Below are 14,740 nucleotides of genomic sequence, written 5' to 3'. Positions count from 1 at the left end.
CCGGGCGAACGGGTCCGCCCTGTATAAACGCACTCACTCGCCGCGTCGCTGCGGCCCGGTTTCGCTCGGGTCAGGACCGGTCCAGCGCCACGAGGACGCCCCGGACGTTCAGCTCTATCTCGGCGCGGCCCTTCCGCTCGCCCCAGATGTCCGGCGTCGACTCCGTCTCGACGAAGTGTTCGACGACGGCCTCGTCGTCGCCCAGTTCCGCCCGCTTCTCGGCGACGGCGGTCACCCACGCCTCCAGTACGTCGGCGTACTCGTCGAGTTTCCCGTCTGCGGGGGCCGGCCCGAAGTGGCCGTACAGTATCGTTTCCGGGTCAAGCGCCTCCAACATCGCCGCGTCTTCGAGCGCCCCTTCGAGGTCGAAGTTCACCGGCGGGCTGGTGACCCGGACCGCGTCGGCGTCGGGCGAGTATATCCCCGCCGCGTCGCCGGCGAACACGCCGTCGATGGCCGGGTCGTAGAACGCGACCTGATGGGGTGCGTGGCCGGGCGCGTGGTGGGCTTCGAGCGCGTGGTCGCCGAGGTCTATCACGTCGCCGTCGGTCAGTTCGACGATGCGGTCCTCGGGGACGGGCTCGGGCTCCGCGTAGTACTGAATCTGGTCGCCGACGGCCGCGGCGGTCCCCTCCCAGAGCCGGTCCGGGTCGACGAGGTGCCGGGTGCCGAGTTCGTGGACGTACACCGTCGCGTTCGGACACTCCGCGGCGAGGTAGCCCGCCCCGCCCGCGTGGTCGAGGTGGACGTGCGTGAGCGCGATGACATCGAGGTCCGCCGGCGCGATACCGACCGCATCGAGCAGTCCGAAGACGGTCTCGCGGTCCGCGCCGATGCCCGTGTCGACGAGCGCCGGCCGCTCGGCGTCGACGGCGTAGACCGAGCCGTACTCCGGGACCTCGTACATCCCGGTGTCGACGTAGTAGATGTCCTGACAGTCGCCGGTCGTCACCTCGGACACGTCACCGATTCCCATACCGGCTCGGCGGCCGGCGGCGATAAAACGGTTGCGCCGCGGGCGGGACCGACACGTCTAATTCCCGGCGTCGAGAACCGGCGGGCATGTTATCGAGACAGTTCGTCCGGGAGCATCCCGAGACGGTGCGGGACGCCATCGAGCGCAAGGGCGTCACGGGGGTGGACCTCGACGAGGTGCTCGCCATCGACGAGGAGTGGCGCGAACTGAAGGCGCGGGGCGACGGCCTCCGGCAGGAGCGCAACGAGGTGTCGAGCGAGATCGGCCGGCTCAAACAGGCCGGCGAGGACGAGCAGGCACAGGCGGCCATCGAACGCTCCCAAGCGCTGAAAGACGAGCTACAGACGGTCGAGGACCGCGCCGAGGAACTGGAGGCCGACCTCGAAGCGGCTCTGCTGGAGCTGCCGAACGTCCCTCACGAGTCGGTGCCGACCGGCGACGGCGAGGCCGACAACGTCGAGCGCTACCGCGAGGGTTTCGACGACCTGCGGGACCTGCCCGACGAGGTGGTCCCCCACTACGACCTCGGCGAGGAGATGGACGTGCTGGACTTCGAGCGGGGCGCGAAGGTGGCCGGCGGCGGCTACCAGTTCGTCAAGGGCGAGGGCGCGCGACTGGAGCACGCGCTCGTCCAGTTCATGCTCGACGTCCACCGCGAGCAGGGCTACGAGGACGTCCTCCCGCCCATCCCGGTCAACTCCGCGTCGATGCGGGGCACCGGACAGCTGCCGAAGTTCGCCGAGGACGCCTACCGCGTCGGCGCGCGGCAGGACGACGACTACGACGACGACGACCTCTGGCTCCTGCCGACCGCGGAGGTTCCCGTGACGAACATGTACCGCGACGAGATTCTGCTGGACGACGACCTCCCGCTCAAACATCAGGCGTTCTCGCCGAACTTCCGGCGCGAGGCCGGCGAACACGGTACCGAGACCCGCGGCTACGTCCGCGTCCACCAGTTCCACAAGGTCGAACTCGTCAACTTCGTCCGCCCGGCCGACAGCTACGACCGCATGGAGGGCCTGCTCGAAGAGGCTGCCGCGGTACTGGACCGCCTCGACCTGCCCTACCGCGTACTCGACATGTGTACCGGCGACATGGGCTTTACGCAGGCCAAGAAGTACGACATCGAGGTGTGGGCCCCCGGCGACGACATGGAAGACGGCCCCGACGTGGGCGGGCGCTGGCTCGAAGTCTCCTCGGTGTCGAACTTCGAGGACTTTCAGGCCCGCCGGGCCGGCCTGCGCTACCGCCCCGAGCGCCACGAGTCCGCCGAGTACCTCCACACCCTCAACGGCTCCGGGCTGGCGGTCCCGCGCGTGCTCGTCGCCCTCATGGAGTACTACCAGAACGCCGACGGCACTGTCACCGTCCCCGAGGCCCTGCGGCCGTACATGGGCGGGCAGGAGACCATCGAGGGGTCGGAGCCGGTCGGCGAGAGCGCCGTCGGGGCCGGCGAGAAGGAGTAGATGGCCGTCGAAGACAGCGGCCCGCGACGGTACCGCTTCCGGGCGCTGGCCCTGCTCGCGCTCGTCCCGTTCGCGCTGGCGCTCGAAACCGCCGTCGGTACCGCGGCCTTCGCGCTGGTCGCGGCCGGCTACCTGCTCGGGGCCGGGGTCGAACTGTATCTCGCCACCGGCGGCGACCCGAAGCCGTCGCTCGAACACCTCCAGCCGCGGGACCGACTCGGCCCGGTGTGGCTGTTCGTGGCCGCGTCGCTCCTCTACGGCCTGCTCGTTCCGGGGGCGCTCCTCTACGGCGTCGCCGCGGCGGTGCTGGCCTACGCCGCGGGTCTGCTGGACCAACTGGCCCGTCGGGTCCGGTTCGAGCCGCCCTGACGCCGTCCCACGCCGCCCGCTCGCTCAGTCCGTGTACGTCTCGATGCGCTCGATGGCCGTCTCGCCGTAGAACACGTCGACGAAGCCAAACAGCGCCGCGCCGTCGGCCCCGAGGAGGCGGCCGCGGACGGCCGCCTCGCCGTCGTCGCGCTCGTAGACGGCGTCGAGGCGGTGTTCGGTGTCGGTCTGTGGCCGCTCCTCGCGCATGAACCGGACGAACCGGTCCCGGCCCTCGATTGTCCGGTCGGGCCGGTCGTGGACGAACCCCTCGGCCAGCACGGCCCGGAGCGCGTCGTAGTCGTCGCCGTCGATGGCGCGGTAGTACGCCCGCGCACGCTCCGCGGCTCCACCGGGTGCCGCCGGACCGCTGTCACCCGTCACGCTCGCCCTCCCGGTTCGGGTCGGTCAGTTCCAGTTCTCCGTCTTCGGTGGCGTCGTCCGGGCCGTTCTCCGCCGACGGCTCGTCCCCGTCGGCGGTCCCCTCGTTCTCGGCGCGACCGTCCCCGTCGGGGCCGACCCCGTCGGGCGGCGCGTCGACCATCGCCGTCGGCTCCTCGGTGACGCGTTCGGTCGGCGGTTCCTCGTCCGGGCCGTTGGCCTCGATTTCGGCCTGTATCTCCGCTATCTCGTCGTCGCCTATCTCTCCGGCCGCGGTCGCGTTGTCCGCGCCGTCGGCGGCCGACCCCTGCCCGGCGGCGTCGTCGGACGATGCCTCGGGGGCGTCCGACCCGCCGTTCCGCTCGCCGCCTGCCGCCCCCGCCGGGGACGCAGTGTCCGCGACCGCCTCGTCGATGTCGACCGCCAGCGCCGCGTCGTCGGGGTCGTCCCGCGGCACCACCGTCTCGGTCGGTTCGGCGGGCGTCGCCATGTCGTCGATACCGGGGGGCCACTCGCCGTCGGGGTCGGGGGGCTCCCGGTAGCCCCGCGCGGTCTCCAGTGGCCCCTCGGCGTCGTCTCTGGGGCGCTGGCCCTCGCCGCCGCTCCCGCTGGAGTAGGCGCTCGCGGCCTGTGCCAGCCAGTCGGCGGCCTGCCACAGCGCGTCGGCCTTCGCGTTCGCGCCCTCGTAGACGACCGCCAGCGACTCGTCGTCGCCGAACCGCAGCGCCGTGTCGAACGCCGCGGCGGCCGCCTCGAACTCCTCGCGGGCGCGCTGGAAGTCGCTCTGGGCCAGCATCCACTCCGAGTCCTCGAACCCGCCCATCGCCGCGGTGAACGCGCGCCGACCCTCGGTGTAGTGGGCGTGGCCGACCCGGTACCGCGAGAAGGCGGTGTCGTCACCCCCGGTGTCGGCGATGGCGTCTTTGATAGCGTCGACGTCCGGGAGTTCGGTCATCTCCGGCGTGTGCCACGCGTAGCGGACGACGCCGTCGTGGTCGACGACGGCGACGGCCCGCTCGGTGAGGTGTTGGCCCACGTCGTCGACGCGGTCGACGCCGTACCGCGTCGCCACCTCGTGATCCGTGTCGGCAAGCAGGGGGACGTGCAGGTCGTAGACCGCCGCGAACCGGCGGTGGCTGTAGACGGAGTCCGGGCTGACCCCGAGGACGCTCACGTCTTTCTGCATCGTGAACAGGTCCAACTCGCCGAGGTCACACGACGTGTCGTCACAGGCCGGGTTGAAGTCGGCCGGGTAGAACGCGAGGACGACCACGTCGTCGCCGAGGAACTCCCCGAGACCGACGCGCCGGCGCTCCCCGTCGACGAGCGCGGGCAGTTCGAACGCCGGTGCCGCCGTCCCCTCGTCTATCACACCCTAATCTTTCGCCGCTGACACTTAACGATGTCTGTCACGAATCGGCGAGCGAGCCGCTTTTGCCGGCCCACGCAGTAGAGCCGGCGTGGAACTCCACGTCCGGTACGAGGGCGACGACGACCCCGAGAAGTGCAGCGCCCGGCGACTCGCCCGCTTCGACCGCGCCGAGTTGCACCGGTCGACCCGGTCGACGCCGCCGGGTATCGTCCTCAACCCCTTCGCCGAGCGGGCGCTCTCGCCGGCCGACGCGCCGCGGGCGGGCGACGGCGCGCGCCACGAGCGGCTGGTGGCGCTCGACTGCTCGTGGGAGACCGCCGAGCGCGAGGCGTTCGACCTCGAAGGGGTTCACCGCTCGCTGCCCTTCCTCGTCGCGGGCAACCCCATCAACTACGGGACGGCGTTCCAACTCAACACTGCCGAGGCCTTCGCCGGCGCGCTGTGTATCCTCGGCGAGCGCGAACAGGCCGAGGAACTCCTCGACACGTTCTCGTGGGGCCACACGTTCCTCGAACTGAACGCGGAGCCGCTGGCGCGGTACGCCGACTGCGCGGACTCGACCGACGTGGTCGCCGTACAGGACGACTACCTCGCCGACGAGTAGGCCGGCACGCGCCGACCGCCCCCGTCGCTAGCGGACCGGTTGGCCGTACAGCGGCGCGTCACAGCGCGGACAGGCCCGTCGGGCGTGAGCCTCGACCACGTCGTCGATGTGCTCGCCGCAGGTGAGACATCGCATGCCCAGTGGTACCACGCCCCGTCAGTTGTAGCTGCGCCTTCACGTTCGAAGGGCTAGTCGAACCCGACGCCGACGCCGCGGGGGTCCGCGGGCGGCGAGAGCGGGCTCGCCGGGAGGTCGCCGGCGAGGTCGGGGTCGTTGTACCCGCCCGGGGCCACGTCGTTGGGCGCGTCGGGGTAACACAGCGAGGCCAGCGCCTGCACGTGGTCGCGGCCGACGCCGAGTTCGAACTGGCCGCCGCCGTACAGGCGGATGCCCTCGCGCTCGCAGTGGGCGACCGTCTCCAGCACGGACTCGACGGTGCCACACCGCGAGGGCTTCATGTTGAGCCACTCGGGCTCGAAAGGCAGGGACTCGACGCTCTCGACGCCGGTTATCGGTACGTCCCACGTGACCCGCTCCTCGCGGCCGTCGAACACCGGCCGCGTCTCGTCGGTCAGGTTCGGGTCCTCGACGAGCGCGTCGGGCAGGCCGTCGACGACGCGGCGGTAGAAGTCGGCATCGACCGTCACCTCGACGCCGTCGGTGTCGTACAACCCCTTCAGGTCGAGGACGCGCACGTCGTAGTCGGTCAGCGACGCCACGAACGACTCGTCCCACTCCGGGGTCGGGTCGAGTTTGAACGCGAGGTCGCCGTGGACCGCCAGCAGGTCGTCCAACCGGTCGGTCGTCGGCTCCTCGTCCTCGTCGCCCAGTCGCGTCGAGACGACGAACGTCACGGGGTCGTACGAGCGCCCGAGTTCGGCCCCCAGACTGGTGTCGGCCTGCTTCAGAGCGAGGTCCAGCGCCGCGCTCTCGAAGGCCCACCGCCGGTAGTGGTAGAAGCGGTCCTCGTCGGGCGGGTCGGGCCAGAGGTCGGCGTCTTCGAGCGCTGCCGAGAAGGAGTCGAGCGTGTACTCCCCCGCGAGGTCGACGCTGTGGTCGGCCAGCGCGTGGTGGGCCTCGTTCGTGTAGGTCACGTCCTCGCCACGGCCGGTCTCGCCGGCCCCCGAGAGCGCGACGGTCGTGGTCGCGCGGTCGAATCCACTGGAGGTGGCCCGCTCGCGCAGGTCGAAGGCACAGTCCGCGACGGTCAGCGACAGGTCGGCGACCCGGTCGTACATGTCCCGATGTAAGCCGCCGACAGTCTAAACATCGGTGGTCCGGTCGGCCCGCTCCCGCACCGCGCTCGCCCCGGCCGGGAGTGCCAACGCACAAGGGGGCGGCTCTGCAACCACGGAGCGATGACACTGACGCTGCCCGACGACGCCACCGAGTGGGCGCGGGCGTGGCGGGACCGCATCAACGACCGCGCGGCCTTCGCGGCGGCCGCCGAGGGGTTCGACGCGGTGTTCCGGTTCGAAATCCGCCCCGACGGGCGCTACGAGGGCGAGCCGGTCCGGTTCCGGGTCACCATCGAGGACGGGGCCTGTACCGGCGTCGCCACCGACACCGGCGAGGACTACGACTTCGCGCTGCGTGGCCCCTACGGGGCGTGGACGGAGCTGCTGCGGGACGAACTCGACGTGTCGGCGGCCGTGATGGGCGGGCGGTTCGACCTCGCGGGCAACACGATGGCGCTGCTGGAGCGCCGCGAGGCCGTCTCGGAGATGGTCGCCGCCGCACAGGGCGTCGACACCGAGTTCGCCCACTGAGCGCCGACCGACAGGCTTTCCTCCGCCGGTCGGCCCAACTCGGGCATGCTCGACAGACTCGGGTTCGCCGGTATCGCCGGCGTCGTCGTCCTGTTTGCCGGCATCGGGCTGGTCGCGTGGCAGAACCTGCTGCTGGCGGCCGGCCTCGCCATGGTCGTCGCGGGCCTCGGCCTCGTCGTCTACGGCATCGTCTCGAACCTCCTCGCGGCGTTCGGCATGGGCGGGATGCCCTAGGCGGCCCGGAGGTCGAACGCGAAGCGCGCGCCGCCGGACTCGCTCTCGCCGACGGTCACCGTCCACCCGTGGGCCTCGGCGATGGTCCGGACGATGTACAGGCCGAAGCCGGTCCCGTCGGGGGCCGTGGAGACGCCGGGGTCGAACACCGTCTCGCGGACCGCCGGGTCGACGCCGACCCCGTCGTCCTCGACGGCGAAGCCGGTCTCGGTCGGGACGACGCGGACGGTGAGGCCCGTCCGCCCGTCGGTCCGGCCGTGTTCGACGCTGTTGCGAAACAGGTTCTCCAGCAGCCGCCGGAGCCGCTGCTCGTCGGCCTCGACGGGGAGCGTCGCCGGGCGGTCGAGTTCCGCGCCGTCCGTCGCGAGGAGGACCCACGCCTCGCTGGCGGCGGCCGCGAGGTCGACCGTCGTCACGTCGCGGGCCAGCGTCCCGTCGCTGCTCGCGGTCCGCACGTCCTCGATGATGCGCTCGGCGCGCTCGTGGGCGTCGGCGACGGCGGCGAGCGCGTCCGGGTCGTCCCCGCCGTTTTGCCGGGCCAGTTCGAGGTAGCCACTCGCCGCCGTGAGCGGGTTCCGGAGGTCGTGGGCGAGGATGTCGGCGAACTCCGCCAGCCGCTCGTTCTGGCGTTCGAGGTGCCACTCCTGCTGGCGGCGCTCGGTCACGTCGCGGCCGATGCCGGCGAGTCCGAGGACTGCCCCGTCGGGCGCGGTGACGCGGCGGCCGGTCAGTTCGAAGCGGATTCGGCCGGCGGTGGTGTCGGCCCACGCCTCGACGACCGTCTCCCCGGTCTCGAACACCTCGTCGACGGCGCGCTCGATGGCGGGCCGGTCGGCCGGGACGAAAAACTCCGTCGGCCGCATACCGTCCAGTTCGTCGTCGCGCAGGTCGAACAACTCCCCGAGCCGGGCGTTCCAGTGCCGGAGACAGCCGTCGCTGTCGTAGACGTAGAACACGTCGTCGAGGGTGTTTATCGCGTGACAGAGCAGGTCGCCGTCTTCCGCCATGGTTCTCTAACGCAGTGCCGGATATTAACCGTTGTCAGGCCCCAAACCCTCTGCAGCCACCGCCTCGGCCAATAGTTCGGTCAGTCCGACGACTTCGATGTCGCCCTCGTAGCCGCCGGTCTTGCGACCGTCCTCGTACATCGTCATGCACATCGGGCAGGCGACGACGAACTTCTCGATTCGGTCGCCGGCGTCGGTATCTTCGAGCGCCTCGCGCAGGCGCTCCTCGCTGGGTTTCGGGTCGTCGTCGAAGTCCGTCCAGAGGCCGCCCCCGCCGCCGCCACAGCAGAAGGCGTCGGCGCGGTTCCGCGGCATCTCGTACCGGTCACACCCCGTGGCATCGACCAGTTCGCGGGGTGCCTCGAACACGTCGTTGTACCGCCCGAGGTGACACGGGTCGTGGTAGGTGACGGCGTAGTCCAGTTCCGTCCCCGAGAGCCCCAGCGTGCCGGCCGCGGCCAGTTCGGCGACGACCTGCGTGTAGTGGGCCACCTCCGCCCCCTCCCACCCGCAGGCCTCGAACTCGGGGTACTCGTTGCGGAACGTGTTGAACGCGTGGGGGTCCGTCGTCACCAGCGTCTCGAACTCGCAGGCCCCGATGGCGGCCGCGTTGTCCTCGACGAGCGTCTCGTAGAGCCCCTCCTCGCCGACCCGGCGCACGTCGTTGCCGGCGGTCCGCTCGGCCTCGTAGAGGACTCCGTAGTCGACCCCGGCGGCCTCGAAGACGCGGGCCAGCGCCCGCGCGACCCGCTGGTTTCGCTCGTCGTAGCTGGGGTAGTCGCCGACGTACCAGAGGTATTCGACCGGCCCGTCGCGGGCGTCGGGCACCGGGAACTCCAGTTCCTCGGTCCACGCCGGGCGCTCGCGTTCGGGCTCGCCGAAGCTGTTGCCGTGCCGGAAGACGTTCAGCATCGCGTCCTGCACGTGGTCGTCCATCTGCCCGGACTCGGTGAGCCGGCGGTTCAGTTCGGTGAACTGGGTGACGTGTTCGATGTCGACCGGGCAGGCGTCCATGCAGGCCAGACAGGAGACGCAGGATTCCATCGTCCGCGCGTCGATGACCCCGCCCCCGTCCGCGACGATGGGGACGGCCTCGCCGCCGGCGTCGCGCTCCTCGCGGTAGCGTTTCAGGTCCAGAATCACGTTCCGGGGGTCGAGCGGCCGGCCGGCAGCCCTCGCGGGACAGACCGACGAACAGCGGCCGCAGTTCGTGCAGGCGTCGTGGTCGAGCAACTGCTTCCACGAGAAGTCGTCTATCTCGCTTGGCCCGATGTCTTCGGGGGCGGCGTCGGCCGGGACCCCGGGCAGGCGCGCCCCCGCTCGCTCGTCGCGGGCGACGAGGTTGGCGAACGACGAGAGCATGTGGAACGGCTTGGCGTACGGTATCCACGCGACGAACCACAGCGCCAGCAGGGCGTGGCTCCACCAGACGACCGGGTAGGCCTCGGCGGCCAGCGCCGGCGTCACGCCGGCGGCGACGAGCGCGTCCCTGACGAACCAGCCGACGAAGCTCACCGTCTCGAAGGACACGTCCCGCACGGTCGACGTGCCGAGGATGCGGACGCCCTCGGTGAGGTAGCCGCCCACGCCCAGCGCGAACAGCGCGCCCAGAAACAGGTCGTCCTCGCGGCCGGTGTGGCGGCCGTGCAACCGCTCCATCCGGCGGCCGTAGCGCCGCCACAGCGCCACGCCGACGCCGACGACGAACAACAGCCCCATCGCGTCCATCACGAACGAGTACGAGAGGTAGAACCGCCCGACGAAAAACGACTCGCCGGTCAGCGGTCGGTAGATGTCCATGTCGATGCCCAGTATCGTCGTCCCGATGAGCAGCGTCAGAAACCCCCAGACGACGAAGGCGTGCATCACGCCGGCCACGGCGTCGCGGTCCAGTTGCTTGCGGTTCGACAGCGCCAACCCCGCGGCGGCCACCACCCGCCGCGGCAGGTCGTCGAGGCGGTCGACGGGGTCGTCGCTCCCCCGTGCATACCGTCGCACGCGCCCGACGACGCCGTACAGGAAGACGAGCAGCGACAGCGCAGCCAGATAGTAGAAGACCGCCTTCCCGACGGGGCCGATGCGCCAGAAGGTCGGCCGCGTCGTCGTCTGGAGCGCGAGTGACATATGTTACCAATAAACTCGACGGCGCATAAAGATTAGCTCGAACCGCCGCAGTCCCCGTGAAACTCGGCCGACGTTGAGAGTTCTCACAGCGGGCGGCGGGCCGACGTTCCGGACGTTCGTCCGCAACCGTTCGCCCGTCCAACAGATATATATCCGCGGCCCCGCTTCCCTCCGGCCCGATGGACGAGAAGACCGAAGAACTCCGTGACATCTTCATGGACGTCTCCGAGGAGGGGACGGTCACGGAGTCGCAGGCCGACTCGCGGGGGTCGCTGGCGGGCGTCGACGAGGACGGGGTGGCGGCGCGACTGACCGACGTTATCGAGCGGATGCGCGAGCGGTACACGTTCCGCACCGACCTCGACGACGACGCGCTCGTGGCCGTCGTCAGACGGTTCTACGAGGGGGAAGACGACGCGGCTATCGCCGATGCGCTCGGGGTCGACCCGGCGTCGGTCCGGGAGGCGCGCCTTGACCTCCACCTGCTGCGCGACGCCGACGACGACGGCCCGTTCGACGCGGCCGCCTTCCGCCGCATGGTCGTCGAGGACGAGGCGACGGCCGTCGAACTCGCCGAGGCGTTCGATATCGGCGTCGACACCGCGACCGACTACCGCCGCGTTGTCGAGGCGCAGGCGGCGGCCCGGCGAGTGAGCCACCGCTTTCGCAGCGCGTTCGAGGACGCGCTGACCGACGCCGGCCTCGCAACGCGCCACACCGCCGCCGTCCGCGAGGACGGACTGGACGAGGCCACCGAGGACATCGACTCGCTGGACTCCGACGCCGACGTGTCGATGTAGCCCGGGGCCGTTTACACGCTGTGACATCGCACACGGAATCGACCGCCCCTCGGCGACCGGCCGCGGCGGCGAACGTTTTTGACCGGTGCCGGGACCAGTCCAGCCCGTGCCCGACCACACGTTCCGCGACCTCGAAACCGTCGCGTACTGCCCGCGAAAGCTCTACTACCGCCGGCGGGACGGCCCACCGGACGTGCCCGACGAGGTGGGGCGCATCCGCCGGCTCGCCTTCGACTACGAGCGGCTGCTGACCGACGACGCGGCGCTGCTCTCGGCCCCCATCGAGGCCGACCCGACGACCGTCCGGGAGCGACTGCGGGCGGCGCGGGACCGCCTCGACGCGTGGGACGCGCTGGCCGACCCCGCCGGCCGGAACGTCCGGCTCACCGGCAAGGACGCGGCTGGCGTCGCCCACAAGGTCGCCGCGACGGCCGACGGCCCGGCCCCGTCGCTGGTCTTCGCCGGGAGTCCCCCCGAGAAGGGCGTCTGGGAGCCCCAGAGCGTGCGGTTGGTGGCGGCCGCCAAGGCACTCTCGTGGGAGCGCGAGCGCGCGGTCGAACACGCCTACGCGGAGTACCCCGCCCACGGCGTCGTCCGCCGCGTCGGGGTGACGGCCCGCCGGACCGGCCGCTACCGGCACGCGCTCCGGACGGCGGCGGCCGTCGACGGGCCCCCGGCGCGGGTCGACAGCGACGCGAAGTGTGCCCCCTGCGAGTACCGCGAGGACTGCGGTGTGCGGACCCGCTCGCTCCGGTCGCTGCTGTGAGTCAGGCCCGCTCGTCGAGCCACCGCTGGACGGCGTCGGCGGCCGCGCCCCGGCGGTGGACCGTCCCCGCGGTCACGTCGACGACGGTCGAGCCGGTCCCGCCGGGCGTCTCGCCGCCGTCGAGTACGACCGCCGCGCGCTCGCGCACCGAATCGAGGTCGGCGACGGTCCGGGCGCTGGGGTTGCCCGACCGGTTGGCGCTGGTCGCGGTCAGCGGCCCCGCCACCGCGAGCAGTTCGAGCGCGACGGGGGCGTCGGGTACCCGGATACCGACCCGCTCGCCGCCGGCCACCAGCGCGTCCGGCACATCGGGGCCGCGCTCGACGACGACGGTGACCGGACCGGGGAGGAACTCGCGCATGAACGTCCGTTCGCGCTCCGTCGGGCGGGTGTGCTCGATGGCCGTCGCCACGTCCGGGACGGCCATCGAGACGGGCTTGTCCGCGGCCCGTCCCTTCGCCTCGAAGACCCGCTCGACCGCGGCGGCGTCGAGCGCGTCCGCGCCCAGTCCGTACACCGTCTCGGTCGGGTAGACCACGAGGTTGCCGGCCCGCGCCGCCTCGGCGGCGACGGCGGCGTCGGTCGTGACCCGCGTCACAACTGGGCGGCGACGGCGTCGTAGTCCGGGAACGCGGGCCACTCCTCGGCGACCCACGCGTACTCGACGGTCCGGTCGTCGTCCAGCACGAACACCGCCGGCCGGGGCTCGCTGAGGCCGGCCATCCCGTCTAGGTCCATGTCGATGCCGTACTCGGCGGCCACCCCGTTGTTGGGGTCGGAGAACAGCCGGTAGTCGCCCTCGATGTCGCGCTCTTCGAGCAGGCGCTTGTGGGCGTACGGCGTCGAGATGGAGCAGCCGACGACGGTGGCGTCCTCGTGCCACGCGCGGTCCCGAATCTCGTTCCAGACGTACGTCGCCGGGAACGCGCCGTCCATGGCGTGGAAGACGAGGACGACGGGGTCGTCGCTCTCCGCACAGACCGACGACAGCGAGCGGTCCTCCCAGAACTCGTCGTTCACCAGCGGGCGCGTGAACTCCGGCGCGCGCTGGCCTTCCGCGACGTGGTCGGCCTCGCCGAGCGAGACGACGTCGAACTCGAGGTCCATCAGGCCGCCCCTCCGTAGGTGTTCTCGATGTACTCGACGATGTTGGCGCTCTCGGACATCGTGACGCCGGTGTTCTCGTCGACGATGGCGGGGACGCTGCGCTTGCCGGAGATGCGCTTGACCACGTCGCGCTCGGAGTGCATCGGCTCGATGAACCGCGAGCGGTAGTCGAGACCGTGGCTCTGGAGCGCTCGGACGACGCGCTCGCAGTACGGGCACGCTTGCAGTCGGTAGAGCGTGATGTCGGGGTCGCTCATGCACCGGGATACGCCCGAGAGAAGTGTAAGCGCTTCGCCCCATGACAAGCCTTAATCCGTGGCCTTCACAACTTCGTACGTCGATGGCTCTCGACCCACCTGTGCCGTTCGAGTCGTCCGTGTCGACGCTCCAGACCGTGACGGTCGGTGGCGTCGGCATCCCCGAGAGCGCAGTCCTCGCGCTCGGTTTCGGGGTTATCGTCCTGCTCACACTCCTCTCGGCGTTTTTCTCCTCCTCGGAGATCGCGATGTTCTCCCTGCCCAGCCACCGCGTGGAGGCGCTAGTGGAAGACGGCGTCCCCGGCTCCGGGACGCTCAAGGAGATGAAGGCCGACCCCCATCGGCTGCTCGTGACGATTCTCGTCGGCAACAACCTCGTCAACATCGCCATGTCCTCCATCGCAACGGGGCTGTTGGCCTACTACCTCGGCAATCAGGGGCAGGCCGTCGCCATCGCGACGCTCGGAACCACGGCGCTGGTCCTGCTGTTCGGCGAGAGCGCCCCCAAGAGCTACGCCGTCGAGAACACCGAGTCGTGGGCGCTGACAATCGCCAAGCCGCTGCAATTCGCCGAGCGAGCGCTGATGCCGCTCGTCCTCCTGTTCGACTACCTCACCCGGGTCGTCAACAAGGTGACCGGCGGGCGCTCGGCCATCGAGACCTCCTACGTCACCCGCGAGGAGATTCAGGACATCATCGAGACGGGCGAGCGCGAGGGCGTCCTAGACGAGGAGGAACGCGAGATGCTCCAGCGCACGCTGCGGTTCAACGACACCATCGTCAAGGAGGTCATGACACCGCGACTGGACATGACCGCCGTCGCCAAGGACGCCCCGGTCGAGGAGGCCTTGGAGACGTGCATCCAGAGCGGGCACGCCCGCGTCCCGGTGTACGAGGGGAGTCTGGACAACGTCATCGGCGTCGTCCACCTCCGGGACATGGTGCGGGACCTCAACTACGGCGAGACCGTCCCCGACCACATCGAACTGGAGGCGCTCATCGAGCCGACGCTGCACGTCCCCGAGTCCAAGAACGTCGACGACCTGCTGACCGAGATGCGCCGCGAGCGCATGCACATGGTCATCGTCATCGACGAGTTCGGGACCACCGAGGGGCTGGTGACGATGGAGGACCTCACCGAGGAGATCGTCGGCGAGATACTCGAAGGCGAGGAGGAGGAGCCCATCGAGTACGTCGCCGACGACACCGTGACGGTCAAAGGCGAGGTCAACATCGAGGAGGTCAACGAGGCGCTGGAACTGGACCTCCCCGAGGGCGAGGAGTTCGAGACCATCGCCGGCTTCATCTTCAACCGCGCGGGCCGCCTCGTCGAGGAGGGCGAGGTCATCACCTACGACGGGGTCGAAATCCGCGTCGAACAGGTCGAGAACACCCGCATCATGAAAGCCCGCGTCGTCCGCTTGGAGGAGGAGGCCGACGACGCCGGCGGCGACCCCGACGAGACCGACGCCGAGGCGACCCCCGAGTAGCGACGTTTTAGGTTCGCC

17 protein-coding genes are annotated in these 14,740 nt (G+C 70.7%); 8 read left to right on the top strand and 9 right to left on the bottom strand.

What is annotated here, in order from left to right; genetic code table 11:
• Window positions 1-70: 70 nt before the first annotated feature.
• Window positions 71-976 (bottom strand): MBL fold metallo-hydrolase, encoded by a 906-nt coding sequence (locus ACV7JO_RS13435; protein ID WP_470353914.1) that lies wholly within the window; start codon window positions 974-976, stop codon window positions 71-73.
• A gap of 86 nt (window positions 977-1,062) precedes the next feature.
• On the opposite strand from ACV7JO_RS13435, the gene serS reads away from it, so the two are divergent.
• The gene (serS, locus tag ACV7JO_RS13430) at window positions 1,063-2,445 is read left to right on the top strand and encodes a serine--tRNA ligase (protein ID WP_470353913.1); all 1,383 of its coding nucleotides are present in this window, start codon (window positions 1,063-1,065) and stop codon (window positions 2,443-2,445) included.
• On the top strand, window positions 2,446-2,814 hold the full coding sequence (locus ACV7JO_RS13425) for a hypothetical protein (protein ID WP_470353912.1): 369 nt from the start codon (window positions 2,446-2,448) through the stop codon (window positions 2,812-2,814).
• Window positions 2,815-2,838: 24 nt separating this feature from the next.
• On the opposite strand, the gene ACV7JO_RS13420 is transcribed toward ACV7JO_RS13425, so the two are convergent.
• Window positions 2,839-3,195 carry a nuclear transport factor 2 family protein gene (locus tag ACV7JO_RS13420; protein ID WP_470353911.1) on the bottom strand — a complete coding sequence of 119 codons (357 nt, stop codon included), beginning with the start codon at window positions 3,193-3,195 and terminating at the stop codon, window positions 2,839-2,841.
• Complete coding sequence (locus tag ACV7JO_RS13415) at window positions 3,185-4,564, bottom strand: redoxin domain-containing protein (protein ID WP_470353910.1); 1,380 nt, start codon at window positions 4,562-4,564, stop codon at window positions 3,185-3,187. The genes ACV7JO_RS13420 and ACV7JO_RS13415 overlap by 11 nt, the downstream gene beginning before the upstream one ends.
• Before the next feature lie 88 nt (window positions 4,565-4,652).
• Between ACV7JO_RS13415 and ACV7JO_RS13410 the strand changes: the two genes are divergently transcribed.
• Window positions 4,653-5,168, top strand: a complete 516-nt coding sequence (locus ACV7JO_RS13410; RefSeq protein WP_470353909.1) for a DUF367 family protein — start codon at window positions 4,653-4,655, stop codon at window positions 5,166-5,168.
• A 188-nt stretch (window positions 5,169-5,356) separates the two neighbouring features.
• Here the strand turns inward: ACV7JO_RS13410 and ACV7JO_RS13405 are convergent, their stop codons facing one another.
• Window positions 5,357-6,406, bottom strand: coding sequence for an enolase-like domain-containing protein (locus tag ACV7JO_RS13405; RefSeq protein WP_470353908.1), 1,050 nt, complete (start codon window positions 6,404-6,406; stop codon window positions 5,357-5,359).
• Window positions 6,407-6,526: 120 nt separating this feature from the next.
• On the opposite strand from ACV7JO_RS13405, the gene ACV7JO_RS13400 reads away from it, so the two are divergent.
• Both ACV7JO_RS13400 and ACV7JO_RS13395 read left to right on the top strand, forming a co-directional pair.
• A complete protein-coding gene (locus ACV7JO_RS13400; protein WP_470353907.1) occupies window positions 6,527-6,937 on the top strand; it encodes an SCP2 sterol-binding domain-containing protein in 411 nt (136 codons plus the stop codon).
• A gap of 45 nt (window positions 6,938-6,982) precedes the next feature.
• Complete coding sequence (locus ACV7JO_RS13395) at window positions 6,983-7,171, top strand: DUF7470 family protein (RefSeq protein WP_470353906.1); 189 nt, start codon at window positions 6,983-6,985, stop codon at window positions 7,169-7,171.
• On the opposite strand, the gene ACV7JO_RS13390 is transcribed toward ACV7JO_RS13395, so the two are convergent.
• Together ACV7JO_RS13390 and ACV7JO_RS13385 are read right to left on the bottom strand one after the other, a co-directional pair.
• Entirely contained in the window at window positions 7,168-8,178 is a 1,011-nt protein-coding gene (locus ACV7JO_RS13390) for an ATP-binding protein (RefSeq protein WP_470353905.1), read from the bottom strand. The two genes, ACV7JO_RS13395 and ACV7JO_RS13390, sit on opposite strands and share 4 nt — an antisense overlap.
• A 24-nt stretch (window positions 8,179-8,202) precedes the next feature.
• On the bottom strand, window positions 8,203-10,302 hold the full coding sequence (locus ACV7JO_RS13385; RefSeq protein WP_470353904.1) for a (Fe-S)-binding protein: 2,100 nt from the start codon (window positions 10,300-10,302) through the stop codon (window positions 8,203-8,205).
• Between the two features lie 179 nt (window positions 10,303-10,481).
• On the opposite strand from ACV7JO_RS13385, the gene ACV7JO_RS13380 reads away from it, so the two are divergent.
• Together ACV7JO_RS13380 and ACV7JO_RS13375 are read left to right on the top strand one after the other, a co-directional pair.
• Window positions 10,482-11,102 (top strand): conditioned medium-induced protein 4, encoded by a 621-nt coding sequence (locus tag ACV7JO_RS13380; protein ID WP_470353903.1) that lies wholly within the window; start codon window positions 10,482-10,484, stop codon window positions 11,100-11,102.
• 106 nt (window positions 11,103-11,208) lie between these two features.
• Entirely contained in the window at window positions 11,209-11,868 is a 660-nt protein-coding gene (locus ACV7JO_RS13375) for a CRISPR-associated protein Cas4 (RefSeq protein WP_470353902.1), read from the top strand.
• A 1-nt stretch (window position 11,869) separates the two neighbouring features.
• Here ACV7JO_RS13375 and ACV7JO_RS13370 read toward each other — a convergent pair whose 3' ends face one another.
• From ACV7JO_RS13370 to ACV7JO_RS13360, 3 genes are read right to left on the bottom strand one after another with little or no spacing between them, the layout of a single operon-like run.
• Complete coding sequence (locus ACV7JO_RS13370) at window positions 11,870-12,466, bottom strand: L-threonylcarbamoyladenylate synthase (RefSeq protein WP_470353901.1); 597 nt, start codon at window positions 12,464-12,466, stop codon at window positions 11,870-11,872.
• Window positions 12,463-12,975: a redoxin domain-containing protein gene (locus ACV7JO_RS13365; RefSeq protein WP_470353900.1), complete on the bottom strand. Its 513-nt coding sequence runs from the start codon at window positions 12,973-12,975 to the stop codon at window positions 12,463-12,465. Before ACV7JO_RS13365 ends, ACV7JO_RS13370 begins: the two co-directional genes overlap by 4 nt.
• The gene (locus tag ACV7JO_RS13360; protein ID WP_470353899.1) at window positions 12,975-13,232 is read right to left on the bottom strand and encodes a glutaredoxin family protein; all 258 of its coding nucleotides are present in this window, start codon (window positions 13,230-13,232) and stop codon (window positions 12,975-12,977) included. Before ACV7JO_RS13360 ends, ACV7JO_RS13365 begins: the two co-directional genes overlap by 1 nt.
• Before the next feature lie 83 nt (window positions 13,233-13,315).
• Between ACV7JO_RS13360 and ACV7JO_RS13355 the strand changes: the two genes are divergently transcribed.
• Window positions 13,316-14,722 carry a hemolysin family protein gene (locus ACV7JO_RS13355; protein WP_470353898.1) on the top strand — a complete coding sequence of 469 codons (1,407 nt, stop codon included), beginning with the start codon at window positions 13,316-13,318 and terminating at the stop codon, window positions 14,720-14,722.
• The last annotated feature ends 18 nt before the right edge of the window (window positions 14,723-14,740 follow it).

The sequence above is a fragment of the Haloarcula sp. MBLA0138 genome, assembly GCF_055632455.1.
Note: the sequence above shows the minus strand (reverse complement) of the source record. Positions and strands in the feature narration are given on the sequence as shown.

What these genes read in the sequence shown, in the direction of transcription:
- ACV7JO_RS13435 (WP_470353914.1), bottom strand. Translation starts at nt 976, where the DNA reads ATGGGAATCGGTGACGTGTCCGAGGTGACGACCGGCGACTGTCAGGAC.
- ACV7JO_RS13360 (WP_470353899.1), bottom strand. Translation starts at nt 13,232, where the DNA reads ATGAGCGACCCCGACATCACGCTCTACCGACTGCAAGCGTGCCCGTAC.
- ACV7JO_RS13390 (WP_470353905.1), bottom strand. Translation starts at nt 8,178, where the DNA reads ATGGCGGAAGACGGCGACCTGCTCTGTCACGCGATAAACACCCTCGAC.
- ACV7JO_RS13405 (WP_470353908.1), bottom strand. Translation starts at nt 6,406, where the DNA reads ATGTACGACCGGGTCGCCGACCTGTCGCTGACCGTCGCGGACTGTGCC.
- ACV7JO_RS13365 (WP_470353900.1), bottom strand. Translation starts at nt 12,975, where the DNA reads ATGGACCTCGAGTTCGACGTCGTCTCGCTCGGCGAGGCCGACCACGTC.
- ACV7JO_RS13400 (WP_470353907.1), top strand. Translation starts at nt 6,527, where the DNA reads ATGACACTGACGCTGCCCGACGACGCCACCGAGTGGGCGCGGGCGTGG.
- ACV7JO_RS13380 (WP_470353903.1), top strand. Translation starts at nt 10,482, where the DNA reads ATGGACGAGAAGACCGAAGAACTCCGTGACATCTTCATGGACGTCTCC.
- ACV7JO_RS13425 (WP_470353912.1), top strand. Translation starts at nt 2,446, where the DNA reads ATGGCCGTCGAAGACAGCGGCCCGCGACGGTACCGCTTCCGGGCGCTG.
- ACV7JO_RS13395 (WP_470353906.1), top strand. Translation starts at nt 6,983, where the DNA reads ATGCTCGACAGACTCGGGTTCGCCGGTATCGCCGGCGTCGTCGTCCTG.
- ACV7JO_RS13355 (WP_470353898.1), top strand. Translation starts at nt 13,316, where the DNA reads ATGGCTCTCGACCCACCTGTGCCGTTCGAGTCGTCCGTGTCGACGCTC.
- ACV7JO_RS13385 (WP_470353904.1), bottom strand. Translation starts at nt 10,302, where the DNA reads ATGTCACTCGCGCTCCAGACGACGACGCGGCCGACCTTCTGGCGCATC.
- serS (WP_470353913.1), top strand. Translation starts at nt 1,063, where the DNA reads ATGTTATCGAGACAGTTCGTCCGGGAGCATCCCGAGACGGTGCGGGAC.